We start from the raw sequence: 25,907 nt of genomic DNA, 5'->3' as shown, positions 1-25,907 counted from the left end.
TTCCATATATAGTGCCACTTTTTATTTAATAAGTATATATTATATTATGTAGAACTATATAATTTTAAGTATTTTCCAATATGTTTTATTATCTTAGATATTCAAGTTTTAAAATGAATAATTTAAAAACTCTATAGTTCTATGAAAATTTTAATTTGTTAATAGGTTGTATAAAAACTACTTATTAGCTTAGCTAAGGAGGAGTAGTATGAAAAACAAATTAAAATCTATACAAGGTAAATTAATGTTTATTATGAGCATAATTATAATTCTAATTGTACTTCTATTTAGCTTTATAATTATAGGATTAAGTAGTAATTTCTTTTCAGATAAAGTTACAGAAATATTTACTACAAATGTAAAGGGAGCTAGTGAGTCTATTCATCAGCTTATGGACAAAGAGGTAGGACAATTAGATAGCTATCAAGAAGGATATATTCAGTTAGTTATAGATAATAACGGACAAGCTGTTGATGAAAAGATAATAACTTTAAATAAAGAGATATTAGAAACATTTAATAATGAGAAAAAAAATAATAATTTTATAGAAGAAATATTTATAACTAATAAAGAAGGAAAAATATTACTTGCTACTAACTCAAGTGTTATAGGAGAAAATATTAGTAGTGAAGAGTTTTTTATAAAAACTAGGGATAATGGTGAAAAAAATATTTCTTCAGTGAAAAAATCTTTAATAAGTGATAATTTAGTATGTGTGGCATCTAAGCCAATAGTAGATAAAAATAATAAATTTAATGGAACTATATCTAAAGAAATAAAAGTGGAAAGTTTTACTGAAATAGTGGAAAAATTTAAGAATGATGGATTTTACAATTATTTAGTTGATAAAAATCATAATGTTTTATTCCATGAAGATAAGAGTTTAATTGGTAAAAGTATAAATCTTGATGCACTAAATGAATTATTAAACAATGGAGATATAAAAGATAATGGTTTATTTGAATATAAATACAATGGTGAAAAAAAAGTTTCTGCATATTCTAAAATAGATGGAACAGACTGGATTATGTTTTCAAGTGGATCTAAAAAAGATATGTTAGCTCCAGTTATGAATATGGTGGTTAAAATACTAATTGTATTTATAGTTGTTATATTTATAGGTATATTTGTTATGTATGTGTTTGGAAAAAAAATCACCAAACCTATAAAATTATTAAGCGGAAAAGTAAAAAAAGTAGCAGATGGTGATTTATCTATAAAGGTTAATGAGATTAATAGTGATGATGAAATTGAAATACTAGCTAATGATGTAAATAAGATGATAGAAAGCTTAAAAAATCTAATAGGAAGTTCTTTTTCATCTGTAGAACAATTAGAAAAATCATCAACAGAATTAAAAAATATTAATGAAAATTTTAGAGAATCTAATGCTGAAATAAAGGCATCTATAGATGAAATAACTCAAGGAATAGTTGTTCAAGCAAATGATGCTGAAAAAGTAAGTTTAAAAACTCAAGCCTTAGAAGAAAAAATAGAATTGTTAGCAAATAAAAATTTACAAATGGAAGAACAAGGTAAAGAGGTCATGGATTCATTAAATGATAGCACATCAAAAATTAAGTTTTTAGCAGAAGCTAATAAAAATTCTATAGATAGCTTCGAAACAGTTAAAAATTCAGTATTAACATTAATAGAACAAATGAGTGATATTTCAACTATTGTGGTTACGATAAATAAAATATCTCAGCAAACTAATTTATTGTCATTAAATGCATCTATTGAAGCAGCTAAAGCAGGTGAAATGGGTAAAGGTTTTGCTGTGGTAGCAGAAGAAATTAGAGTATTATCTCATGAAACGGAAGATGCAACTGAAAATATACAATCCATAATTTCAGGGATAAATAAAGTAATAAAATCTACAGAAAAGGCTTTTGAAACTTCTAATGATTTAAGCAAAGAACAAGTAGAGTCATTCAATATGATGAGGCAATCTTTTTTAAATATGAATAAGTGTTTAAAAAATATGTTTGATGCAATGACTGTTATGAATAATGAAATTGGAACAATTAATTTAACTAAAAAAGATGTTGTGGACTCGATAACTCAGGTTGCAGCAGTAGCGGAAGAAGTTGCAGCACTAGCAGAAGAAGTTAATAAATCTACAACAGAGCAAACGGGATCACTTGAAATGATTACCCGAAGTACAGATGAATTACTAATACTATCAGAAACAATAAAAGAAACTATATCATATTTTAAGTTAGAAAATTAATAATATTTTTAGGCCATTAGAATAATATTGTTCTGATGGCTTTTTCTGATGATTTTAACATGGAGAAGAAATTAATTATAAATTTTTATATGTTTTTTAATAAAATTTATATGTTTATATTGTGAATTATCTTATAAGAAAATTAAAGATATAGATGAATATTGTTACACAATAAGACTTAAAATTCATATACAGTATAACAATGTTTTGCTATACTGTATATATAATAAATAAACATCTATAAAAAGGAGGTTTTTAATATGGAACAAGATTTAATTTCAAAAAAAGAACTTTTAGAATTAACAGGAATTTCTTATGGACAACTTTATAGATGGAAAAGAAAAAAGGTAATACCAGAAGAATGGTTTATGAAAATAGCAACTTTTACAGGTCAAGAAACTTTTTTCCCACGAGAAGAAGTTTTGGAAAGAATAAATAAAATAATAACATTAAAAGATGAAATATCCTTAGATGATATGGCAAATATGTTTTCATCTAAACCAGAAAATTTTAAAATAAATGAAAAATTGTTATTAGAAAAAAGCTAGTTTCTGTAGCAACACTTACATTATATAAATATAACTTTGGTAATTGTTTAGAATTTAACTTTTCAGAAAGTGTTGCATTAAGTTTATTTGATAAATTACTTAAAATAAAAGGGATTTCTATTAAAGATTTAGTTAGTATAATAGAGGATATAAAAGAAAGGTTTAATGATATTCAATGTGAAGATTATAATTTAATAATATTAAAAAAGAACAAATTAGAAGAATTATTTATAATTTTTGCTAAGGACAAAGTATTGGAGATTGGTGGGGTAGAAGTAGTTGAAGTTATAAACTTGAAAAATATAATAAATTCATTAAAAGAGATTTGGATAGAAATTAAATAAGTTAATGTTTAAATTAATTTATTTAATTTAAATTATGAATAAAGTTTAAAAAATTAATTTTAAAATAAAAATATTCAATTAAAGTGTTTACTAAACAGAATAGTTATCATATAATTATTAATATAAGGAGGAATTTATAAAGATGTATAAAGTTCTTAGCAAATGTCCTATATGTAATCATAGCTTAAAAATCGTTAAATTGAAATGTAATAAATGCAATACTGTTATAGAAAATGAATTTTCATTTTCAAAATTTGAAAGTCTTTCTAAAGACCAATTAAAATTTATAGAAATTTTTCTAAAGTGTAGAGGAAGCATAAAAGATGTTGAAAAGAAATTAGGGGTATCATATCCAACAGTTAGAGGAAAACTGGATGATGTAATTAATGCTCTTGATTTAAATACAAGTTTTCCTGAAGATGAAGCATATAACAAAACATCTAATAATAATGAAATTTTAGATATGCTTGAGAATGGGAAAATAACAGCAGAAGAAGCAATGAATTTATTAAGGTAATTAAAGGGTTCTTAAAATATATAAGAACCTATTGAAATAATATACAGAAAATTCGAAAAAAGGAGAGGGAAAATGCAAACAGAAGTTTTAAGAGTTTTAAAAATGATAGAAGAAGGAAAAATTGATGCAGAAACTGGAGCAAGTCTTATAGCATCATTAAAAAATAGTGTCGAGGAGAATGTAGAAATTAAAGATGAATATGATAATGAAAATGTCTCAAAAAAATTAGATGAAACTCAATTACAATTGTTAAAAGAGGAAGGAGAGAAATTTTTAGCAGAAGTTCCTAAAAACAGTGAAATTATGTTGTATGTTTTTGTTATTTCTAATGATGGAGACAAAGTTAAAATAAAAATACCTATAAAATTTATAAAATTAATGTTAGCAGCAACTAATAAGATTCCATCTATGTCAAAAGTTGAGGATAAGGTGGATATGGACTTAATAAGAAATGCTATAGATCAAGGAATTACAGGAAGAATTGTAGAAGTTGAAAGTGCAGAAGGCGATATTGTAATAGTTGAAATAAAATAAATTTATTTTGAAAAATGTTAATTAAAAAGTAATAAAGTAGGTAGAACTATGAAAATAATTATAAAGGAAAATATGGGGAGAAAATTTATTATACCAATTCCTATGTTTTGTATATCCATAGCTATAAACTGTATATCATTAGCTGGAAAGTATGGAGCAAAAAATAAAGGTTCCAAAGATAAAATAAACGAGGAAGCATTAGAATTTTTAAAAAACATTGATAAAAGAACATTAAAAAAAGCATTTAAAGATTTGAAAAAAAGTTGTAAGGGTATGGCTATGGTTGATATAGAAGAACGTGATGGAAGCTGTGTAAAAATTATAATATAAATTTAAATTTTGTGTTCAAGTATTAAATATTAGAATTTCATTTTGAAATTCTAATATTTAATTTTATAAAAGGGTATATTTTAGGGGGATTTTATGGAAGAAGTTGTACAAATAAAAAATGTTAAGAAAACTTTTATAGTAAGGAAGAAAAAAATTTTAAAAACTATTGAAAAAACAGAATTTAAAGCTGTAAAAGATGTAAGTTTTAATATTAAAAAAGGGGAGATTTTTGGACTTTTAGGGCCTAATGGAGCAGGAAAAACAACTGTTATAAAAATGATAATGGGACTTTTAAGACCAACAGATGGAATGATAAAGGTTAATGGAATAGACAGTGAAAAAGATCAAATAAAAGCTTTATCTCAGATAGGAAGTATTTTAGCAGGGGACAGAAGTGTATATTGGAAATTAACAGCTAGAGAAAATTTAGAATATTTTGCGAGTTTATATGGATTTAGTTCAAAAGAAGGGAAACAAAGAACTGAAAAGATATTAAAAAGATTAGGGATAATTGATAAAGCAGATATAACAGTAGAAAAATTTTCCACAGGTATGAAACAAAAGGTCGCATTAGGCAAGGCGCTTATACCTGATGCTCCAGTGATTTTATTAGATGAACCTACTTTAGGATTAGACCCACAATCTGCATTAAATTTAAGAGATATAATATTGTCATTGAAAAATGAGGGTAAGACAATTTTATTAACAACACATTATATGGAAGAAGCAGATTTTTTATGTGATAGAATTGCAATAATTGATAATGGAGAAATTATTGCTCTTGATACACCAGATAATTTAAAAGAAAGTATTTCAGATATTAGTAGTTTAAAAATAGAAGTTGATAATGTAAAAGAAGAGATGCTAAAAAAATTAGAGTTAATTAATCTAATAGAAAATGTTAATTCAACGTATTTATCCAACAAAGGAACTTATGAAGTATTGATTCACCATAATGATGGCATAGATATAATACAACCTATTCTAAATGTATTAAATGAATTTAATACAAGTATTAGAAATATAAATGTTTTAAAGCCTTCTTTAGAGGATGTTTTTATAAAATTAACAGGTAAGGCTTTGAGAGAGTAGGTGTATAATGTGAAAAGGTTTAAGGTAATAATGGCAATGGGGAAAAAGGGATTAATAGAGCTAGTAAGATATAGAGATTGGATAATAGGATTAATTATTTGGCCGGCAGTGTTTCCTTTGATTTATATATTAAATGCTATTGTATTGTCTGGTAAGGATGGAAGTTTTGCTGGTAACTTTATGAAGATTACAGGCTATTCAGATTTTAAAGGATATATTCTTATTGGTTCACTAGTGTATATGTGGGTAAATATGACATTATGGAGCTTTGGATCATTTTTAAGAGTTGAACAGAAAAAAGGAACTTTAGAGTCTTTATGGATATGCCCAATAAATAAATTTGATATTATGATAGGTGGTTCAGTTATAACAGTAATAAGATCGTTTCTATACATAGTTATATCTATTTTAGAATATAAAGTTTTGTATGGATTAGAGATCAAAGGAAATTTACTTCAATGGATAGTGATTTTTGCTGTAATTTTAATAGGAGTTATTGGAATTGGAAGTATACTGGCAAGTTTAGTCTTATGGCTTAAAGAAGCTAATGTAGCTGTTCATATAGTAAGGGGAATAGTTATGGTATTTGCAGGAATATCATTTCCTATAATTGTTATGCCAAAATCTATGCAAGTGATTTCAAAATCATTATCATTTACATTTGGAATTGAAGCTGCAAGATCTGTTATGTTAAATGGCAATAGTCTAATTGATTCAGGTAAATCATTAATGTTATGCCTGATATTAGGAGTAATTTATTTTATTATTGGAAGATTAATATTTTGGGTATTAGAAAGAAAAGTAAGAGAAGATGGTTTGCTATCAAGGTTTTAGGGGGATTTACTATGAGTTTTAAGCATATATTAAGGGTTATAAAACAAAAAATTATAGTAAGAGCAAAAATATATTTTAGATATCCATTAAATATATTAATGGTTTTTGCAATGCCAATAATATGGCTAACACCACAAATACTAATGGCTAAAGGATTTGGAGGAACTGGTGGTTTTAAAGAATTTACCGGTAGTGATAATTATGTGGGATTTATGGTTACAGGATTTATGATATCAGTTTATTCTTCAGCTATTATGTGGTCCATAGGGTATAGTTTGAAGGAAGAAATGTGGGATGGAGTTTTAGAATCAAATTGGACAACACCAGTAAATAGAATTGTGTTAGTTTTAGCTAATACTATATTCGAATTTATAACTTCTACATTTGAAGTAATACTTGTTGGTGTTATTTGTAGATTAGCTTTTAATTTCAATGTCTTTAGTAAAGAGCTATTGAAATGCATAATATTTTTAATACCATTTTTATTTTCACTTATGGGACTGGGGTTAATTGTAGCAAGTTTAGTTCTTATAATTAAAAATGAAAATACAGTAATAGATGTATCAGATGGATTAATGCAAGGGTTTTCAGGATCAACATTTCCTATAGAAGTATTACCAAGATTTTTACTTCCTATAAGTTTTATTATTCCATTAACATATATGAATAATAGTGCAAGGGTACTACTTATAGGAGAAACTCCATTTATGGATTTAAAATATGAATTTTTAATATTAGTTATATCAATGTTTGTATTTTTATTTCTTGGAGTTTTAATTTTTAACAAAGTAGAAAAGAAATGTAGGCAGGAGGGGTTATCTGGATACTAGATATAAAAAAATTATAGTATAGGGGATGAATACATGGGAGAAATTAAACCAGTTGAAAATGAAAAAATTAAACTATGGAATAAGAATTTTTTCTTACTTTGGCAAGGACAGCTAGTATCTGTTTTAGGTGATGTTATATACACTATAGCATTAGACTTTTGGATTTTAGACGTTACTGGTTCAACTGCTATTATGGGGCTTTTAAGTGCACTAACAATGTTGCCAAGGTTAATTTTAGGACCTTTTGCTGGGGTGTTTGTTGATAGATGGGATAGAAAAAGGATTATAGTTATAACAGATTTTATTAGAGGTGTTTTTGTTACATTTGTCGGTATTGCAGCCCTTATGGGATTTATAAAAGTGTGGATGGTATTTATTGTAGGGATTGTAAATGGATTATGTTCTGCATTTTTTAATCCAACAGTTATGGCTGTTAAACCAGATATAGTACATGAGTCAAAGCTTGTTCAAGCAAATTCAGCAACTAGTTTAGCACAGTCAGGTATGGACATGGTTGGAAATGCAGTTGGAGGGATAATATATGTTGAAATAGGAGCGCCATATATGTTTTTATTTAATGGAATTTCATATATATTTTCTTCTTTTACAGAGTTGTTTATAGATGTTCCTAAGTTAATAAAGAAAAAAAATAAAATTTCATTTAAAGAGGATTTTAAAGAAGGATTTAAATTTATATGGAATTTTAAAACCTTAAGGGATGTTTTTTTATGTGTATGTTGTATAAACTTCTTTTTTAATGCAGGAATGATACTATTTATACCTTATTTTAAAGAAAATAAATTTTTAGGCATAGAAAAATATGGATATACGATGACTATAATGGCCATGGGCATGGTTTTAGGAAGTATTTTATTATCAGTATTTAAGTTAAAGAAAAAGCATAAATTTTATATATACAAGTATTCTTTAACACTATGGGCAGTAGAAATTGTGCTTTTTCCTTTAATTAAAAATTATAATATAATTGTTTTTATAATGTTTACAGCAGCGTTTTGTATAGCCGTATTCAACAACATATTTAATAGTACAATGATTCTTGTTATACCGAAAGATAAAAGAGGAAAGGTTTCAGCTATAGCATCTACACTAAGCATGGGATTAATGCCTTTAGGAAGTTTAGTTGGAGGATTTTTAGGTGAAATAATGAAGATAAAATATGCACTTTTGGTATTATATGTAATGGGGTTAGTAGTATCAATAATGTGTGTGTCAGTAAAAGGAAGTAAAGATATAATAGAATTTGAAGGTAAGGAAAATGATATTAAGAATTTAATTAATAATACAAATAATTTATATGATATGTAATTTAAGATAATTTAAATTTAAAATAGAGTGTTGAATAAATGGTGGAGTAATTTTGGGGAACACTTATTTAGAAGTAAAAAAAGAAAAACTGTGGAATAAAAATTTTTTATTATTATGGCAGGGGCAATTGGTATCTGCTTTAGGAGATATGTTATACATATTTGCATTAGAATTTTGGATACTGGATGTTACAGGTTCAACTACAATTATGGGACTTTTAACTACACTAACTATGTTGCCAAGGATAGTTTTAGGCCCTTTTATTGGAGTGCTTGTAGATAGATATAATAAGAAAAAAGTTATAGTTATAACAGATTTTATAAGAGGTATATTAATTACAGTGGTAGGTATAAGTGCAATTATTGGAGTGATAGAGGTATGGATGGCTTTTGTGGTAGCAGTTATAAGTGGTATATGTGCTGCATTTTTTAATCCAGCAGTTATGGCAATAAAACCAGATATAGTACCAAAATCAAGGCTTGTTCAAGCAAATTCAGCAACTAGCTTAGCTCAATCAGGAATGAATATGATAGGGAATGGGATTGGAGGAGTTTTATATATAACACTTGGAGCATCATATTTGTTTTTGTTTAATGGATTATCATATTTATTTTCAGCATTTACAGAAATATTTATAAGTGTAGAATCTACAGTTAATAAGAATTTCAAAGTAGATTTTAAAGAAGAGTTTAAAGAAGGGTTTAGATTTGTATGGAAGTTTAAAACTTTAAGGAATATATTTTTATGTAATAGTATATTAAACTTTTGCTTTTCAGGCGGAATGATGTTGTTAAAGGTTTATTGTACTGAAATAAGTTTTTTAGGCGTTAAGGGATATGGATATTTAATTACAGTGTTTTCAATTGGAGCAATTATATCAAGTACTTTATTAACTATGATTAAATTAGAAAGAAAGTTGAAATTTAAAGCATATGTATGCAGTTTAATTATTTTTTCTATAACTATATTTTTTTGCCATTAATGAAGAATTATGTTTTAATGATGATCATAATGTTTACTATGGCCTTTTTTAATAGAATATTTAATGTAATATTAGATAGTACTAAGATGTTGGTGATTCCAGCTAATAAAAGAGGTCAAGTTCTATCTATTTTACGTACTTTCTCTATGGGATTAGCACCATTAGGGACGTTAGTAGCAGGAGTTTTAAGTGAATTTATTTCAGTTAAATATGTAATGATGTTATTATTTACTGTAGGAATTTTATCAATAATAACTTGTATATTGGTTAAAGGTAGTAAAACATTAGTTGAATATGAAGGACAAAACTTTTCTTTAAACGATTTAATTAATAATACAAACAAATTATATGATATGTAATTTGTGGCTATTTAAATGGGAATTATATCTTAAAGATGAAAAAATTAAGTGTTAGAAATTTGGAGAAATAGTGGTATGGTAGTAAACTAAGTACTTACAAAAATTGTTTTAAAATTCAGAAAAAATTAATAACAAATTTTAAAGTTAGTAAATACAATATAATTAACTTAAAAATGAAAGCTTGGACATTCTATCGTGTGATTGAAGGAGATTTGATTGTTTAGTTAAATTACAAGGTCAATTTTAATTAAAATACGAAGTTAAAAGCCATTTACAATTAGTTAAAAACACTTTATAGTATATATTACAATATAATAAGTGGTGCAGTATTCTAGTCGGGTAAGTATCTTTGAAGACGGGGCTAAAAATCCGTTGAAGAGCATATCGATGAAGTTCCTGGTGCTGGCTTGAGACGCCCAGTTTTGGGCTGGTGCTGGGAGTTAAGGTTGTGGGACAGACGCAAAGGCATGTGGTCATTGCTCCTACTTCCGTGGAGACCATTGTATGTGCTTTAGAAGAGATGTCTAAAGTACGGCAATGGATTAAACCTGTAATGTGGTGAGTTTAGCTATGTGCAGTGTAGCTTGCCTTGAGTGATATAGGGGGAGGTTAGGTTGAGATAACAATTCTAGGCCAAGAAGTGTTATTAATTGCTTACTGAAACCTATGTTGCAAAAGAGGATAAAAAGATACCCAACTGTTGAGGAAATCTCCTAGACTGTTCTAAAAGAGACATATTAGGGATTGTGGTGCGGACTAAGTGGTAATCTGGCCCTATGCATTAGCATAGATAAGATATTCAAAGGAAACTGCTAAAATGGCGACATTTTAGTTATCTTATGGGAAATCCTGCTAGACCTAAGCCGTAAAATTAACTTAATATGTCACCACTTGTTTAATTGAAAACATTAATAATTTATAAGAATAAGTAATTGTAATTTTGAGTATTATATAAATAGATTTAAAAGTTAACTTTTTAATCCTTTAATTATGTATATTGAAAATTATAATTAAGTATATAAAAAAATTAGGAGGATATAATTGGGCACGAGTAATAAAAATAAAAATTCAAAACAGGAAAATGGTGAGCGAAGGTGGCTTATAACAATCGTTATAACAACTTTTGTTATAAGTGGAACAGTATCTTTAATATCAGAATCAACATTATCTAAGGTAAATATATTAGTAGCTTTAGCAATATTATTTGCGATAATTCTTTTAGGAGTAGTATTCGATATTGTAGGTACAGCAGTTACAGCTGGTGACGAAACTCCATTTCATTCTATGGCATCAAAGCGTGTTCCAGAGGCCAAAATAGTTGTAAAATTAATTAGAAATGCAAGCAAAGTTTCCAACTTTTGTAACGACGTTATAGGTGACGTTTCAGGGATTATTAGTGGTTCTGTTGGTGTAGTAATTGTTTCTAAAATATTACAGGCAAAACCAAACCTTAATCAAATATTAATTGCAGCAACAATAAGTGCTGTGATTGCAGCTATGACTGTCGGTGGTAAGGCTATGGGTAAAAAAGTAGCTATATCTAAAAGCAATGATATACTATTTTCGGTTTCTAAGATAATATATTTTTTTCAACTAATAGGAAAAGGCAAAAATCCTTTTAAAAATAAAAAAGTAGATATTAAAAATAAAAAGCAATTAATACAGAAGTAGTTTATACAAACTACTTCTTTTTGTGTGGAAAAAAGTAATAAAACTATCACAAAACAACTATTTTGTAAATAACATATTAATATATAGATTATAAGGTTATGAAAAATAAATTAGTCATTTTCTAATCTTATAGTTTGGAGGTGAGAAAGTGTCCTCTATTGTTGATGTGAAAAATGTAGGGATGAATTTCTATACTATAGATGGAGAACTTAAGGTTTTAGAAAATTTAAGTTTTTCCTTAGAAGAAGGTAAGATTTTAGCTATTTTAGGACCATCTGGTAGCGGAAAATCAACACTTTTAAATATATTAAGTAATTTGTTAAAACCAACATCAGGAGATATAAATATAAAAGGAAAGATTGGATATATGTTTCAACGAGACCATTTATTAGAATGGAGAACCATAATGGATAATATAACTATTGGACTTGAAATACAAAAAAAATTAAATGATGATGCAATAAAAAAGATAAATAGATTATTAAAAAATTATGGATTATGGGAATTTAGAAATAGATATCCTAGAGAATTATCTGGAGGAATGAGGCAAAGAGTTGCTTTAATAAGAACACTTTCTGTTGATCCAGATATTTTACTTTTAGATGAACCTTTTTCTGCTTTGGATTATCAAACAAGACTCATGGTAAGTGACGATATATATAAAATAATTAAAAATGAAAATAAAACAACAATATTAGTAACACATGATATATCTGAAGCAATATCAATGGCAGATCAAGTTGCTGTTTTATCTAAAAGACCAGCAAATATTAAAAAAGTATATGATATAGAATTAACAGTAACTAATGAAAAAACACCACTTTTGGCAAGAAAAGCACCAGAATTTAAGGATTATTTTGATAATCTTTGGAGGGAGTTGGATGTTCATGAAAAATAATTCATCTCTTTCAGCATATGAAAAGTTTTTAAAGGAAAGAAAAAAGAATAAATATAAAATATTATTTTGGCAGATATTTTTACTAGTTATGTTGTTAGTAATTTGGGAAGTTTTTGCCAGAGTAAAAATTATAGATACATTTCTATTTAGCAAGCCATCAGATATATATGTTTTATTTAAAGAATATGTTTCTAATGGTGAGTTGTTTAAACACGTTGGCATATCTGTATGGGAAACAGTTTTAGGTTTTACTATTGGTACAGTTTTAGGAATTATAATTGCTATAATGTTATGGTGGTCTAAAACAGTAGCGAAAATATTAGATCCTTTTATGGTAGTTCTAAATGCACTTCCTAAAACCGCATTAGCACCTATTCTTATAGTTTGGGCTGGTGCTGGAATAAAAGGAATTGTAGTTATAGCTGTAACTATATCTGTAGTTACAACTATATTGTCAGCATATAATTATTTTATTAATGCAGATGAAGAAAAAATAAAAATGCTTAGAAGTTTTGGAGCTACGAAAAGTCAAATTCTCACAAAATTAATTCTACCATCTAATATAGGAAATATAATAAATATAGTAAAAATAAATATAGGAATGTCTTGGGTGGGAGTAATAGTAGGTGAATTTTTAGTATCAAGATATGGAATTGGATATTTGATAGTATATGGAGGGCAAGTATTTAGATTAGATTTAGTTATGATGGGTGTTGTAGTTTTAGCTGTATGTGCGCTTATAATGTACGAAGTGGTAAATGTGATAGAAAAAATTTACAAGTCAAAACAAAACGTAGATAATAATTAGTGATTCTTTTGACTTATTAGATTAAAGAGGTATGAGGTGAAAAAAATTGAAAAGATATAAAAAGTTAATAGCTGTTTTAACCAGCGCTTTTATATGTTCAATGTTTTTTAGCGGCTGTGGAAAGAAGAATGAAGAGTTTACTAAAATAAAGGTTGCAGAAGTAACACACTCTATTTTTTATGCACCGCAATATGTAGCTATAAATGAAGGTTACTTTAAAGAAGAAGGATTAGATATTGAACTTATAGCAGCACAGGGTGCTGATAAGACTATGGCAGCATTAATATCAGATGAAGTTCAAATTGGGCTTATGGGACCAGAAGCATCTATATATGTTTATAATAAAGGAAGTAATGACTATGCAATAAATTTTGCTCAGCTTACTAAAAGAGATGGTAGCTTTTTAGTTGGAAGAGATAAGGAAGATAATTTTAAATTTGAGAATTTAAAGGGGAAAGAGGTACTTGGTGGTAGAAAAGGTGGAGTGCCTGAAATGACATTAGAGTATACAATCAAAAATAATAATTTGAAAATCGGAACCAATAAAGAAAATGGGGAAGTTAATGTTAGAACAGATATTCAATTTAATGTTATGGCAGGTTCGTTTACAGCAGGAGAAGGAGATTATGTAACATTATTTGAACCATCTGCAACATCCCTTGAAAAGCAAGGACAAGGATATATTGTTGCATCAATTGGAGAAGAGTCAGGAGAAATACCATATACAGCTTATTCAGCAACAAATAGATATATAAAAGAAAATAAACAAACAATACAAAGTTTTACAAATGCAATATATAAAGGTCAAATATACGTACAAAATCATAGTGCAGAAGAAATTGCAAAATCAATAGCACCATTTTTTAATGATATGAAGATGGAAGATATAGTAACTGTTGTTAATCGATATAAATCAATAGATGCTTGGTGCCAAAATCCAATACTTGAAGAAGAAAGTCTTAATAGATTGATGGATGTAATGGACATGGCAAAAGAATTAGATAAAAGAGCTCCATATGAAAAAATAGTAACAAAAACTTTTGCTGAAGAATCTATAGAAAAAGTTAAATAGTATATATTTAGACAAACTGATTAGTTTAAAGTTTATTATGAATTTGAATTAATCAGTTTTTTCTATTTTAAAATAGAAAACTAGACTTACTTATTAGACATAATGTAAAAATAGACATATAATCAAAGTAAATAAAAATAAGGTTAAATTTTGGAGGGGTTAGTATGAAATATAATTTTGATGAAATTCCTAATAGAATAGGTACTAATTGTGCTAAATGGGATAATCGCAGAGCTATATTTGGAAGAGATGATGTAATTCCTATGTGGATTGCAGATATGGATTTTGGGGTAGAACCAGCTATAGTTAAAGCTATGGAAGAAAGATTAAAACATGAAGTGTTTGGTTATACATATTCACCAGATTCTTACTATAAGTCAGTAATTAATTGGATGCAAAAAAGGTTTCAATGGAAAATAGAAAAAGACTGGATAAAATTTACGCCAGGAGTGGTACCAGGAGTTAATAGTATTATTGCAGCATTTACAAAACCTGGTGACCAAGTTATTTTACAGACTCCAGTTTATCATCCGTTTTATAGATTAATAAAAAATAATGATTGTGAAGTTTTAGAAAACCCGTTAGTTTATGATGGTAGTAATTATAAAATGGATTTAGAAAATTTAAAAGAAATAATTACAGACAAGACAAAAATGATAATTCTTTGTAGTCCACATAATCCAGGAGGTAGGGTATGGACAATGAAGGAATTAAAAAAGTTAGGTGAAATATGTATAGAAAATAATATACTAGTTGTTTCCGATGAGATTCATGGTGATATAGTATATAAACCAAATAAGCATACTGTATTTGCACAAATAAATGATGAATTTGCAAACAATTCAATTATTTGTACAGCACCAAATAAAACATTTAATATTGCTGGTCTAGAAACAGCTAATATAATCATACAAAATGAAAAATTAAGAAAACAATTTGAAATTCAATTAGATAAGCATTGTATACATGGTCCTAATATAATGGGGGCAGTAGCTTTAGAAGCTGCTTATGTTAATGGTGAACAGTGGTATAATCAATTAATGGATTACCTAAATAAAAATGTAGAATTTGTACTAAATTATTTTGAAAATAAAATTCCTAAGATAAAAGTTCAAAGACCACAAGGCACATACTTATTATGGTTAGATTGCTCCCAATTAAATATGAGTAATGATGAATTAAATAAATTTTTTATAAATAAATGCAAAGTAGGATTAAATAATGGAAAGATGTTTGGATACGCAGGAGAACAATTCCAAAGAATGAATATAGGAACTAGTAGAAAAATTATAGAAGAAGCATTAAATAGAATAGAAAATGCAATAAATAGTTTATAATTTAATTGTAGCTGTTTAAAATAATAGTAAGATGTTGTTTTAAACGGCTATTTTCTATTATAAATTTAATGTTAAAAGTATAATAGAATAAGTAAATTTCTATTAAAAACATGTATAATTACTTATAAACTATATAGTAAGTAAGGGTGAGGTGTCATTATGAGTAAAATATTAATAGTTGAAGATGAAAAAAAACTTAGAGATGTTATGAAACTATATTTAAATAAAGAGGGTTATGAAATTATATGTGCAAAAGAAGGTTTTGAAGGAAATGAACTTATAGAAAATGAAACTTTTGATCTTATAATTTTAGATGTTATGATACCTAAAAAAGATGGATGGTCTTTGTTAAGAAAATCAAAATCATTAAATTCTAAAGTCCCTGTAATCATGATAACTGCTAGAGGGGATGAGGAAGATAGAATATTTGGATTAGAGTTAGGTGCAGATGATTATATGGTAAAACCTATAAGTATGAGGGAACTTGTATTAAGAGTTAAGCTTAGAATTAATACAATTAAGGAAAATAAATGTGAAAATTTTAAGATTGATAATCTGATAGTTGATGTAGAAAAACATCTAGTACAGGAGTTTGGTAGTATTATAACTTTGACACCTAAAGAGTTTGATTTAATGACTTTTTTGATTAGAAATATGAATATAGTGTTTAATAGAGAACAACTTTTAGAAAAGGTATGGGGATATGATTTTATAGGAGATTCTAGAACGATAGATACTCATGTTAAAAATTTAAGAGAAAAAATAAAATATTTTAATGAGAATTTAAAGACAGTGTGGGGGGTAGGTTATAAACTTGAAGACAGGAACGAATAAAATAACTAAGAGAATTTTAAAATACTTTTTATTATCCACAGTTCTTGTTATGGGACTAGGATATATTTTTTCAACAGTTCTTTTAGGAAAAGTATACATAAAGCAACAATATAATGAGTTAGAAAAGATAAGTGGTCAAATAGAATCAGAATATAAAATGTATGGAACATATAGTAGTTCGTTAGTATTAGGAATAATTAGTGAAGGTGGTAATTCACATTGTTTTGGACCTGGAAAAATGATGTGGTTAAATAAAGTAGATGTAGAAAAGTTGAAAGAAAAGGACACTTTAGTTACTAATAAAAGAGAAAAATATTTAACATATAAAAAACCTACAGATTCTGGATACATAGTTGTAATGAAAAGTTATTATGATACAAAAGAATATATAAATTTAATATATTTAATTTTAGCTATTATATTTATGGTTTCTATTATAATATCAAATCCATTAGCTATTTATCTTGGAAGAAGATTTACAAAGCCTATAATAGATTTAAAACAGGCTTCAGATGAAATAGCAAAAGAAAATTTTGATGTACATATAAATGTCAAAACAGGAGATGAAATAGAGGAGTTGGCACAAAGTATTAAAAAAATGTCTAAGGAAATAAGCTATAAATATAATTTGCAAAGGGAATTTATAGCTAATGTCAGTCATGATTTTAAAACTCCCCTAAGTATTATTAAAAATTATAGCGAGGCAATAGGTGATGAATTAGTAAAAGGAGAAGAGGTAAAAGAATATAGTGAAATCATAATTGAAGAAGTTGACAGGTTAAACAGGTTAGTATCTGAAATATTACAACTTTCAAAAATAAAAGAGGGCAAAGTTAATATGAATTTCGAAAGAATTAGTATTACTCATATTATAAATGAATGTGTAAAAAAGATTAGTTTTATGAGTAATGATAATTTTGAAATAGCTGTTATAAATAACTTAAATAATGATATTTTTATAAAAGGTGATGAAATTTACTTATATAGAGTAATTTATAATTTAATAGATAACAGTATAAAACATAGCTGTGGAGATTCTATAAAAATAATATTAGAAGATGTAAGCGATAATGTAAAAATAAGTATAAGAGATAATGGTAAAGGAATAGATGAAGAATTTATAGGTGAAGTTTGGGATAGATATTTAAAAAATAAGAGTAGTGGAGGAATGGGAATTGGTTTATCTATTTCCAAAGAAATATTATTAAAACATGAATTTTCATATGGTGCTAGAAACTTAAAAGAATCTGGAGTAGAATTTTATTTCATAATCCCTAAAGATAAAGTGCTTTAATTACAATTTTCACAAATTCATCACAAATTAAACAAAAAAGTATTAAAACTTATAAGTAATATTATATTAGAGAATATGAATTTAACTTATAGGAGGAATTTAAAATGAAAAAAATAATATTATCATTAATTATGGCAACAACTATGACTTTAGGTGCTACAGGAATGGTTTTTGCAGGGACATCAAATAATGTTGAAACTAAGAGTCAAAATATGCAATCTGAAGTAAAAAGTGAAATTGCACCGGTGAAGATAAGTGATGGGGCTGAAACTCCAACAGTGGAAGAAAACACGAATGATCAATGTTATTATGGAGGAGATAAGGAAAATTGTCCTCAAAATAGAGAGAATTGTGAGCAAAACAGAGAAAACTGTAAACAAAATAAAGGTAATTGCAATGGAAATGGTCCTAAAATTAGAAATGGAAATGTAGAACAGGGAGCATAAAATTAAAATAAGAATTATATAGATTATAAAATAATATGTAATAAAAATAACCTTGCTAAATTTTAGCAAGGTTATTTTTATTAACATTACAAGGCTGTAATATTTATGAAATATAAATCAATATTTAAAATTATAAATCCATATTAAAATAAACTTGTAATAAATTAAAAAATTAATTTTAAGTTATTAAATAAAATTTTAGTATAGTTTGGAGGAATAAAAAATATGAAGAAAGTAACAATAGTTTTATTATCATTAGCTGTAATAGTAATAAGCTCTGGGCTATTTGTAAGAGAAATGCTATTTCCTATAACAAATATAGATGTTATAAAGGAGTGTGGAGAAAATTACAAAGTAGATCCAGCTGTTATAGCGGCTGTTATTCATTTTGAAACAAATTTCAAAGAAACACCTTATAAAAAAGGAAGACCGTCTGGACTTATGAATATAACAGATGAGTCAGGTATGGAAATAGCAAAAAAGGCAGGAATAAAAATTGAAAACAAAGCAGATGTAGCTAAGGCAGAGAATAATATAAGATTAGGTTCATTTTATATATCAGAAAATTTTAATGGTAAAGATCTTAAGGAAATGATGGCAAATTGGATAAGTAGAAATGGTGAAGTTGAAGAACAAGATAAGTCATATGCAAAAAAATACTATGGAGATAAAATTGAAAAAAGAGAAAAAATATATAAATTTTTATATCCATCATTAAAATAACTATAAGGAGAATGGTTAAATGAAAAGCGTATTAGAAATTAAAAATGTTTCAAAAGTATATAAAACTAAAGGGACTAGTTATAAAGCATTAGAAAATATAGATTTACAAATCCTAGAAGGAGAGTTTGTAGGTGTAATGGGACCATCAGGGGCAGGAAAAAGTACATTATTAAATATAGTATCAACTATAGATAAACCATCTCATGGCGAAATTAAAATTGAGGAAAAAAATATTACTGATTTAAATAATAAAGAATTAGCTAAGTTTAGAAGAGAAAACTTAGGATTTATATTTCAAGATTTTAATTTGTTAGATACATTAACTGTTAAAGAAAATATAGCATTACCTTTAGCTATAAGTAAGGTAAGTGTTAAAGAAATAGAGTTAAAGGTTATGGAAACATGTAAAAGGTTAGGAATAGAAGAACTATTAAATAAATACCCAACTGAACTTTCAGGAGGACAAAAACAAAGAACAGCAGCAGCTAGAGCAATAATATCGCAACCATCTATTATACTAGCAGATGAACCTACTGGAGCATTAGATTCTAAGTCATCAAAAGAACTTTTAAATTCCTTAGAAAGTTTAAATGAAGAAAGAAAAGCTACGATAATGATGGTAACACATGATCCAGGTGCTGCAAGTTATTGCAAAAGGGTAATTTTTATAAAAGATGGTAAGCTTTATAAAGAAATTCATAAATCTTCAACAAGAAAAGTATTTTTTCAGGAAATAATTGATACTATGGCTTTAATTGGTGGTGATTCTACAGATGATATTTAATATAGCAAAAAATAATGTTAAAATGAATTTGAAAAATTATATTGTTTATCTTGTTTCTATAATAGTATCAGTATCAATATTTTTTATATTTAAATCTTTAGAATTCAATGAAGTAATAAATAGTATGTTAGAAGGAAGTGTTAAACTTAGCACAGGTTTTAAAATGTCATCTTACATAATATTATTTTTTTCTGCAATGTTTATATGGTATTCTAATAACTTTTTTCTAAAGAAAAGAAAAAAGGAAATTGGATTATATTCTCTTTTAGGAATTGAAAATGAGAGTATAGGTAAAATGTTGTTTTTAGAGACTTTCTTTATAGGTATTATAGCATTAATAATAGGAATTTTATTAGGAGCTGTATTTGCAAAATTTGCAACTGTTATTCTAATAAAGATGATTGGACTTAGTATACCTATTGGAAAGGTAATAACAAGTAAAGGAATAATAAATACAATTATAGCATTTATTATAATCTTTATTTTAGTTTCTATTATTAGTGGAAGGACTATTTATAAATTTGAACTTATAGATTTATTTAAAGCAGAAAGTAAAAGAGAAGTTGAGCCAAAAGCCTCGATGATAAAAGCAGTATTATCAATAATACTTATTTTGTTTGGATATTTTAACTATTTAAATTTAATAAAGTCTTCAAATGAAGAGTTATCACTGATATTAATATTGGTATCAATAACTACTGGAACGTTTATGTTATTTTCATCTTTATTAGTATTTTTAATAAAGGCTAGAAAAAGGAATAAAACATCGTATTTTAAAGGATTAAATATGATAGTAACATCTAAGTTATTGTTTAGAATAAAAGGAAATTCTAGAGCTTTAGCATTAATAGCCATTTTAAGTGCTACAACTATAACAGCTATGGGTGTAAGTATAAGTTATTATGATAAGTTTATCGGAAAGTTTAATGATATGTATCCATATTCATATATAACATCTATAGATAGTAAGTCATTAGACCGTGATATTACAAAATTTATACAAGAAGAAAATAATACTAAATTTTTAGGAAGTACAAAGGCTGAATATGTTGAAGTTGAAGGTGAAGTAGATTTACAACAGTCAAATTTCAATGTAATATCTGAAAGTGATTTTGATAAGATAAATAATTTAAGAGAGAAAAAATATGAAAACATTGATTTAAAACCAGGTGAATGTTTATATTTTTATGAATTTGGAGACAGTGCATCTAATAAAGAAGAGCCTAAAGAAATAAATATAACAAATGATAATACTAATTTTGAAAAGTATACTATAAAGAAATATTATAAAAATAATTTAATAAATGAGCATATGTCATTTGAAACCATTATACTAAATGATACAGATTATAATAAAGTAAAGAAAATTGGGGAGTTACAAAAATTAAATATATACCAACTTTCTGATAATAAAAATATAGAAATGTTAGATAAAAAAATTGATGATGAAATAAACGAAGAAGTATTAAAAAATAAAGACGATAGAAGTGATATATTTATATATTCATCTTACTATAAAAACTTTAAAGAACAATCCACATCTATTTCTGGAATGCTATTCATAGGAATATTTGTAGGGGGAGTATTCTTAGTTGCAATGGGAAGTATAATATTTTTCAAACAAATTTCAGAAGCAACAGAAGAAAGTAGTAGGTACAAATCTTTAAGAAAGATAGGAGTTAGTGAAAAAAGTATAAAATCTACAATATACAAAGAAGTTGCATATGTATTTATAATGCCTTTAATTGTAGGAATATTGCATAGTGTTGTAGCAATTTCATATATAGCAAAGGCTTTTAATCAAAATACAGCTTTAATTGAATTGCAAGTATTAATTCCATACATTGTGATATACATGATATATTATATAATAACTTCAAATAATTATTATAAAATAATAAGTGAAACTGAATAGATGGAAGATTTAAAATAGTAAATTTAAAATTATTGAAATAATTTTACGGAAATAATAGATAATATAAATAAGGTATGTTTAAAATAGACATACCTTATTTATAATAATATCGTATTTTTATATTATTATAAATAAAATTTATGAAATGGAGATAAGGGTATGTCTTATAAAATAATGGTAGTAGAGGACGATTTAAAAATTGCAACATTGTTAAGTGAATATATTGAAAGATATGGATATAGTGTTTTTAAAGTTGAAAAATTCGATGAGGTTATGGAGATTTTTGACAGAGAAAATCCTAATTTAGTTCTTATGGATGTAAATTTACCCAAATTTGATGGGTATTATTGGTGTAGTAAGATAAGGCAAAAATCACTATGTCCTATAATATTTATATCTGCTAGAGACAGTGATATGAATCAGATAATGGCTATAGAAAGTGGTGCAGATGATTACATAGTTAAACCATTTAATTATGAAATTGTAAGAGCTAAGATAAAAAGCAATTTAAGAAGAGTATATGGAGAATACGCATCAACATCAAATGAAAGAATTGTAAATCTAGAAGGACTAATGCTATACCCAGAAAGATTAGAACTGGAATATAAGGAGAATAAGGTTATATTAAGTAAAAAGGAGTGCGAACTTATAGATTGTCTTATGAGCAGTTATCCTAAAATTGTATCTAGAGATGTATTATTAGAAAAACTTTGGGATGATCAATCCTTTGTAGATGATAATACACTAAATGTAAATATAACAAGATTAAGAAAACGATTGTTAGAGCTTAATATAGAAAATGTTATAGAAACTGTTAGGGGGGCAGGATATAGGATTAATATAAGTTGGAGGCAATTAGATGAAACTGTTTATAAAAGATAATTTAGGGTTTATTTTGGTATATTTATTTAGCTTTGTATTAATATTTGGTTGTGACTTAATTTTTGATGGACTTAATACTGTAAATAACAAAATGTATTTTTTATTCTAAATATGTTTATAGTTTTAATTTATATGGTTTGTAGATATTTTAAAAATAAAAAATTTTATAAAGGATTGTCTAAAAGTTATGTAAATTTCGAAGAACTAGTATCGGAGTTTGGAGATTCTTATTTAGGACAAGAATTAAATAGAATCAGTAATGAAATGTACGGATTTTATCAAGGTGAAGTTTATAATCAAATAAAAAGGCAAAAAGAACAGTTAGATTTTATGAATCAATGGGTTCATCATATGAAAACGCCGATTTCAGTAATAAAACTATATATGCAAGAATATGAAAGAGAAGAATTTATATTAGATATAAAAAGTGAAGTTGATAAATTAGAAAGAGGATTAAAATTAGCTTTATATAATGCTAGAATAGAAGATTTTAAAAATGATTTTTCAATAAAACAATTTCCGGCAGAAATTCCTATAAAAAATGCTATAAATACTTTAAAAAGTTATTTTATAAAGAATAAAATCTTTCCTAAAACTAGAATTGAAGAGGGGATAATTATAAATAGCGATAAAAAATGGATAGAATTTATATTAGAACAAATATTAATAAATAGCATAAAATATTCACAAGGTAAAGGGAAATCTGTAGAAGTTATAGCTGAGAAGGAAAATGATAGAGTGAAAATTCAAGTCATAGATGAAGGTATAGGGATATCTAAAAGTGATATAAAAAGAGTTTTTGAGGCTTTCTATACAGGTGAAAATGGAAGAACTTATGGTGAATCAACAGGAATGGGATTGCATTTAGTAAAAGAAGTGTGCAATAAATTAGATCACCAAATATATATAGAGTCACAGCAAGGAATTGGAACTAAAGTTATTATTATAATATAACGTTTTGAGGTGGTAACTTGAATTTAATAGAACTAGAAGGGGTTTATAAAATTTATAAAAAAGGTGAATTTGCTATTAAAAATTTAAACTTTTATTTAGAAAATAATGAGTTCATAGCTGTTATGGGACCTTCAGGCAGTGGTAAAAGTACCTTTTTAAATATTTGCTATGGTATGACAAAACCTTCTGCAGGAAAAGTAAAAATATATAATAAAAATATTAGTAATTTCTCAGAAGAAGAAATAACAATATTTAGGAGAAATAACTTAGGTTGTATATTTCAAGATTTTAGATTATTAGATTATTTAAATGTAAAAGATAATATAATTTTACCATTAACATTTTTAAATAAAAAGAATGGTGAAATGAAATCTAAATTAAAATTTTTAAGTGAATTTTTAAATATAAAAGATATATTGCATAAAAATATATTTGAAATTTCAGGAGGAGAAAAACAAAAAGTAGCTATAGCTAGAGCTTTAATTACAGAGCCTAAAGTTTTATTTGCAGATGAACCAACAGGAAGTTTAGATTTTAAAAGTAGTGATGATGTAATGAAGTTAATGAAGAAGATACAAACCCAAATGAATACAACTATATTCATGGTTACTCATGATCCTTATATTGCAAGTTTTTCGAATAGAGTTATATTTTTAAGGGATGGAGAAATTTATAATGAAATATATAAAGGAGAGAGTAATAAGCAATTTTATAGAGAAATATTAGATGTACTTTCCTTTCTAGGAGGGAATGACTATGAATTTTGAAAAAATCTTATTTAAAAGTACTATAAGAAATTTGAAATTATATTTATATTATTTAATTAGCAGTTGTGCAGCTGTTTTTATATTCATTATAACTTCAGCTATAATAAATCATCCTGTATTAATAGAGAGTGTAAAAGGTGATTTGCATTTTGATATTAGTTATATGAAATTTCAAGTTATTTTAATATCTATATTTTTTATAATGTATTCATTGAATACATTTATAAAAATGAGAAAAAAAGAATTTGGAGTATTAATGGCACTGGGTGTGGATTATAAAGATTTCTATAAGTTTTTATGATAGAAAATTTAATAGTTGGAGGAAGTGCAATAATTATTGGTGTTATATTAGGGGTCGTATTTTTAAAGTTTTTCTTATAATTTTTAGTTATATTACAAAAATAGAAAATATGAATTTCTATTTTCCAACTTATGCAATAATAGAAACTGTTTTAGCTTATACCATAATATTTATTTTAGCATACACTATTAATTATAAAAAATTTTAAGAAAAGGATGCGATGAGCTTTTAGTTGATAATAAAAAAACTAAAGCTTTAAATATATGGAAAATCTATACTTCTATAATAATATTAATACTTATGATATTATTAAATAAATTTAATTCACATATTGAAATAAGTCCTATTTACATTTTTATTGAATTTTTCACCATAGCTATTATAAATTTCATATTATTAAAATATTTAATTCCTTATTTTTTACATTTATTATCTAAGATACATTTCATAAAATAAAAGGTAAAATATAATACTATTATCCTCAATTAAAGAACGTTTCATTAATATGTCTAATATAGTAATTTTAGCAACAATTCTTTTAACTGTAACCTTTGCTATAATATCTATGCTATATACGGATGCTATGGTAGTAGCAAAAAATTTAGAAGTTGAAATTCCTTATACATATTGCATTTTTCATAGATAATAAAAGTGAAACAATTCCCTTTGAAAAAGATTTAGATAATATATTAGAAAAAAATGATTTTAGTTACTATAAAACTAAATATAAGATACTGAATTTAAATGAGTATATTTCATTTATAAGTAATGAAGAATATAATAAATTAGCGCTGCAATATGGAAAGTCTGAAATTAGTGTTAATGATGATGAAGTCTATAGTGTCCCCTTATTTAAAGAGGAAATTACAGAAGATTATGTACCGGTTAATGGCAAGAAGTTACGTATAAATAAGAAGATTATATCCAATGTAACATATGCAGTTAGTGCTAATGATTTATATGTTATTTCAGAAAATATGTTTAATGAATTAAATGGAAAATTAAACTATCTTAGTTGTATAGCATATGATTTGCCTAAATGGACAGAAGCTACTAAAATAATTGATGACATAAGAGAAGAATATTATAAATATGATAAACAAGATACATTTTATATGATATCAAGAGTAAGTAGATATTATGATTCTATATCTACAAATAAAATATACATATATTTCTCTACCTTAATTTGTACATTAATTTATTTTATGGCATTAAGTTTAGTTTATATTAGATTTTATAATGAGGTTATATATAATAAAATTAATTTTAGGAATTTAAAGAGTATCGGT

Annotated in this window: 28 protein-coding genes and 1 pseudogene; all 29 read left to right on the top strand. The window is 26.0% G+C overall.

The window, feature by feature from the left end; genetic code table 11:
* The first annotated feature begins 208 nt into the window (after positions 1–208).
* The gene (locus CSGHG_RS05510) at positions 209–2,233 is read left to right on the top strand and encodes a methyl-accepting chemotaxis protein (RefSeq protein ID WP_010293326.1); all 2,025 of its coding nucleotides are present in this window, start codon (positions 209–211) and stop codon (positions 2,231–2,233) included.
* Between the two features lie 260 nt (positions 2,234–2,493).
* Positions 2,494–3,029, top strand: a pseudogene (locus tag CSGHG_RS25040) (DUF4004 family protein); the annotation flags it as partial.
* A gap of 238 nt (positions 3,030–3,267) precedes the next feature.
* Positions 3,268–3,642 carry a DUF2089 domain-containing protein gene (locus CSGHG_RS05500; RefSeq protein ID WP_010293323.1) on the top strand — a complete coding sequence of 125 codons (375 nt, stop codon included), beginning with the start codon at positions 3,268–3,270 and terminating at the stop codon, positions 3,640–3,642.
* A gap of 72 nt (positions 3,643–3,714) precedes the next feature.
* Positions 3,715–4,176, top strand: a complete 462-nt coding sequence (locus CSGHG_RS05495; protein WP_010293322.1) for an SHOCT-like domain-containing protein — start codon at positions 3,715–3,717, stop codon at positions 4,174–4,176.
* Positions 4,177–4,224: 48 nt separating this feature from the next.
* Positions 4,225–4,506: a hypothetical protein gene (locus tag CSGHG_RS05490; protein ID WP_010293321.1), complete on the top strand. Its 282-nt coding sequence runs from the start codon at positions 4,225–4,227 to the stop codon at positions 4,504–4,506.
* Positions 4,507–4,599: 93 nt separating this feature from the next.
* Positions 4,600–5,598: an ABC transporter ATP-binding protein gene (locus CSGHG_RS05485; protein WP_010293320.1), complete on the top strand. Its 999-nt coding sequence runs from the start codon at positions 4,600–4,602 to the stop codon at positions 5,596–5,598.
* A gap of 9 nt (positions 5,599–5,607) precedes the next feature.
* Positions 5,608–6,432 carry an ABC transporter permease gene (locus tag CSGHG_RS05480; RefSeq protein ID WP_010293318.1) on the top strand — a complete coding sequence of 275 codons (825 nt, stop codon included), beginning with the start codon at positions 5,608–5,610 and terminating at the stop codon, positions 6,430–6,432.
* 11 nt (positions 6,433–6,443) lie between these two features.
* Positions 6,444–7,262, top strand: a complete 819-nt coding sequence (locus CSGHG_RS05475; RefSeq protein WP_010293317.1) for an ABC transporter permease — start codon at positions 6,444–6,446, stop codon at positions 7,260–7,262.
* A 33-nt stretch (positions 7,263–7,295) separates the two neighbouring features.
* Positions 7,296–8,588, top strand: coding sequence for an MFS transporter (locus tag CSGHG_RS19955; protein ID WP_010293315.1), 1,293 nt, complete (start codon positions 7,296–7,298; stop codon positions 8,586–8,588).
* A 52-nt stretch (positions 8,589–8,640) separates the two neighbouring features.
* The gene (locus tag CSGHG_RS05465; RefSeq protein WP_010293314.1) at positions 8,641–9,570 is read left to right on the top strand and encodes an MFS transporter; all 930 of its coding nucleotides are present in this window, start codon (positions 8,641–8,643) and stop codon (positions 9,568–9,570) included.
* A 38-nt stretch (positions 9,571–9,608) separates the two neighbouring features.
* The gene (locus tag CSGHG_RS05460) at positions 9,609–9,929 is read left to right on the top strand and encodes a hypothetical protein (protein ID WP_155844731.1); all 321 of its coding nucleotides are present in this window, start codon (positions 9,609–9,611) and stop codon (positions 9,927–9,929) included.
* 1,041 nt (positions 9,930–10,970) lie between these two features.
* Positions 10,971–11,600, top strand: a complete 630-nt coding sequence (locus tag CSGHG_RS05450) for a membrane protein (RefSeq protein ID WP_010293311.1) — start codon at positions 10,971–10,973, stop codon at positions 11,598–11,600.
* Between the two features lie 148 nt (positions 11,601–11,748).
* The gene (locus tag CSGHG_RS05445) at positions 11,749–12,498 is read left to right on the top strand and encodes an ABC transporter ATP-binding protein (protein WP_010293310.1); all 750 of its coding nucleotides are present in this window, start codon (positions 11,749–11,751) and stop codon (positions 12,496–12,498) included.
* Positions 12,482–13,306 carry an ABC transporter permease gene (locus CSGHG_RS05440; protein WP_341473506.1) on the top strand — a complete coding sequence of 275 codons (825 nt, stop codon included), beginning with the start codon at positions 12,482–12,484 and terminating at the stop codon, positions 13,304–13,306. The genes CSGHG_RS05445 and CSGHG_RS05440 overlap by 17 nt, the downstream gene beginning before the upstream one ends.
* A gap of 46 nt (positions 13,307–13,352) precedes the next feature.
* Positions 13,353–14,378: an ABC transporter substrate-binding protein gene (locus CSGHG_RS05435; protein WP_010293305.1), complete on the top strand. Its 1,026-nt coding sequence runs from the start codon at positions 13,353–13,355 to the stop codon at positions 14,376–14,378.
* A 164-nt stretch (positions 14,379–14,542) separates the two neighbouring features.
* Positions 14,543–15,715 carry a MalY/PatB family protein gene (locus tag CSGHG_RS05430; protein ID WP_010293302.1) on the top strand — a complete coding sequence of 391 codons (1,173 nt, stop codon included), beginning with the start codon at positions 14,543–14,545 and terminating at the stop codon, positions 15,713–15,715.
* Between the two features lie 159 nt (positions 15,716–15,874).
* The gene (locus CSGHG_RS05425) at positions 15,875–16,549 is read left to right on the top strand and encodes a response regulator transcription factor (protein ID WP_010293300.1); all 675 of its coding nucleotides are present in this window, start codon (positions 15,875–15,877) and stop codon (positions 16,547–16,549) included.
* The gene (locus tag CSGHG_RS05420) at positions 16,530–17,843 is read left to right on the top strand and encodes a sensor histidine kinase (protein WP_010293299.1); all 1,314 of its coding nucleotides are present in this window, start codon (positions 16,530–16,532) and stop codon (positions 17,841–17,843) included. Before CSGHG_RS05425 ends, CSGHG_RS05420 begins: the two co-directional genes overlap by 20 nt.
* Before the next feature lie 104 nt (positions 17,844–17,947).
* Complete coding sequence (locus CSGHG_RS05415; RefSeq protein ID WP_010293298.1) at positions 17,948–18,289, top strand: hypothetical protein; 342 nt, start codon at positions 17,948–17,950, stop codon at positions 18,287–18,289.
* 225 nt (positions 18,290–18,514) lie between these two features.
* On the top strand, positions 18,515–19,012 hold the full coding sequence (locus tag CSGHG_RS05410) for a transglycosylase SLT domain-containing protein (protein WP_010293296.1): 498 nt from the start codon (positions 18,515–18,517) through the stop codon (positions 19,010–19,012).
* Positions 19,013–19,031: 19 nt separating this feature from the next.
* Entirely contained in the window at positions 19,032–19,796 is a 765-nt protein-coding gene (locus tag CSGHG_RS05405; protein WP_010293295.1) for an ABC transporter ATP-binding protein, read from the top strand.
* Positions 19,786–21,711, top strand: a complete 1,926-nt coding sequence (locus CSGHG_RS05400) for an FtsX-like permease family protein (RefSeq protein WP_010293294.1) — start codon at positions 19,786–19,788, stop codon at positions 21,709–21,711. Before CSGHG_RS05405 ends, CSGHG_RS05400 begins: the two co-directional genes overlap by 11 nt.
* Before the next feature lie 159 nt (positions 21,712–21,870).
* Complete coding sequence (locus CSGHG_RS05395) at positions 21,871–22,593, top strand: response regulator transcription factor (protein WP_010293292.1); 723 nt, start codon at positions 21,871–21,873, stop codon at positions 22,591–22,593.
* A complete protein-coding gene (locus tag CSGHG_RS24580) occupies positions 22,571–22,702 on the top strand; it encodes a hypothetical protein (protein ID WP_268869840.1) in 132 nt (43 codons plus the stop codon). Before CSGHG_RS05395 ends, CSGHG_RS24580 begins: the two co-directional genes overlap by 23 nt.
* A 2-nt stretch (positions 22,703–22,704) precedes the next feature.
* Positions 22,705–23,547, top strand: coding sequence for a sensor histidine kinase (locus CSGHG_RS05385; protein ID WP_010293290.1), 843 nt, complete (start codon positions 22,705–22,707; stop codon positions 23,545–23,547).
* Between the two features lie 17 nt (positions 23,548–23,564).
* Positions 23,565–24,314, top strand: a complete 750-nt coding sequence (locus CSGHG_RS05380; RefSeq protein ID WP_010293288.1) for an ABC transporter ATP-binding protein — start codon at positions 23,565–23,567, stop codon at positions 24,312–24,314.
* A complete protein-coding gene (locus CSGHG_RS05375) occupies positions 24,304–24,615 on the top strand; it encodes an FtsX-like permease family protein (RefSeq protein WP_010293287.1) in 312 nt (103 codons plus the stop codon). The genes CSGHG_RS05380 and CSGHG_RS05375 overlap by 11 nt, the downstream gene beginning before the upstream one ends.
* Before the next feature lie 505 nt (positions 24,616–25,120).
* Positions 25,121–25,261: a hypothetical protein gene (locus CSGHG_RS23055; protein WP_155844730.1), complete on the top strand. Its 141-nt coding sequence runs from the start codon at positions 25,121–25,123 to the stop codon at positions 25,259–25,261.
* Positions 25,224–25,907 (top strand): hypothetical protein (locus CSGHG_RS23555; RefSeq protein WP_010293285.1); only part of this gene is annotated, 684 nt, incomplete at its 3' end. The genes CSGHG_RS23055 and CSGHG_RS23555, both read left to right, overlap by 38 nt.

Origin of the sequence: Clostridium senegalense JC122, assembly GCF_000285575.1 — a bacterium.
In the GTDB taxonomy this organism is placed as follows: Bacteria; Bacillota; Clostridia; order Clostridiales; family Clostridiaceae; genus Clostridium_J; species Clostridium_J senegalense.
The sequence above is the reverse complement of the archived record's forward strand: the minus strand, read 5'-3'. Positions and strand labels throughout refer to the sequence as shown.